General features: G+C 64.1%; 2 protein-coding genes. Both read right to left on the minus strand.

Annotated elements, in window-relative coordinates; translation table 11 throughout:
• Nucleotides 1–195: 195 nt before the first annotated feature.
• Nucleotides 196–498 carry a hypothetical protein gene (locus ACFP2V_RS19490; RefSeq protein WP_055592348.1) on the minus strand — a complete coding sequence of 101 codons (303 nt, stop codon included), beginning with the start codon at nucleotides 496–498 and terminating at the stop codon, nucleotides 196–198.
• Between the two features lie 58 nt (nucleotides 499–556).
• The gene (locus ACFP2V_RS19495) at nucleotides 557–784 is read right to left on the minus strand and encodes a hypothetical protein (protein WP_381213707.1); all 228 of its coding nucleotides are present in this window, start codon (nucleotides 782–784) and stop codon (nucleotides 557–559) included.
• Between the last annotated feature and the right edge of the window lie 90 nt (nucleotides 785–874).

The raw sequence follows: 874 nt of genomic DNA on the forward strand, positions 1-874 counted from the left end.
GAACTACAGCTGCCGTGTCTGATGCCGGTTGGGAGGCTCCCTATTACCGGGTTCGGGCCGCCGGCTTCCAGGTGCTCTTCCTCGTGGAACCGGACGAGGCGATCGAGGAGGTCTGCAACGTCGATGCCGAGGTTCATCTTGCCGACGGGTCGCGCTGGAGTTCCACGATCTTCACACCAGTGCGGCGCCGAGAGGTCAGCTGGGCCGGGATGCGATCTGCTGACGGGCAGAGCCCCAGACATCCTCGAACTCCTCGAAGGTGAGTTGTTCGGGGTCGTGGCCTTCCCATTCCGAGACGGGCAGCTCGGCAGTGATCCCGAATCTGCTGTCGTAATCACCGAGGCGGCCCGCGTCGCGGGCCCGCTGCCACTCGGCGAGGGAGGCTGCTGCGATCGGGATCAGCTCTGGCCCTTCGAGTTCGACCTGCCGGATCACCCAGCCTTCGGCGTCGACCTCGAAGTAGAACCAGGTGTCTTCCTCGTCCCAGTAGCAGCGCATCCATGTGGTCACCAGGCCATGATGCCGCGCCAGATGCGCCGCCCTACTCCGCTCTGTCTCATGCCTGGGCGATGAATCCTGCGGATCGGTCGAGCTGGAAAGGAGAACCGACCCGGGTTGGATCCCAGCCTTGATCCCGTGCCTCTCGAATGCTGGCAGCAACGTGAGCCGGACGAATGGGCTCCGTCTCGACGCCCACCCAGTTGCTGGGATGGGCCTGACCGCTGGTGACGATCAACGTCGTGCCCGGCTGGCTGCCGCTGGCCGCTTCAACCGCATAGGTCATCGGTGTCCAGCAGAGTCCCTGCATGTAGGAGGGGGGTTCCCCCCGAGAAGTGGACACCAGTTCGTGTTGTTATGCGGCGAGTGTCATGTT

It is taken from the genome of Streptomyces incanus (assembly GCF_042656345.1).
Taxonomy (GTDB): Bacteria; Actinomycetota; Actinomycetes; order Streptomycetales; family Streptomycetaceae; genus Streptomyces; species Streptomyces incanus.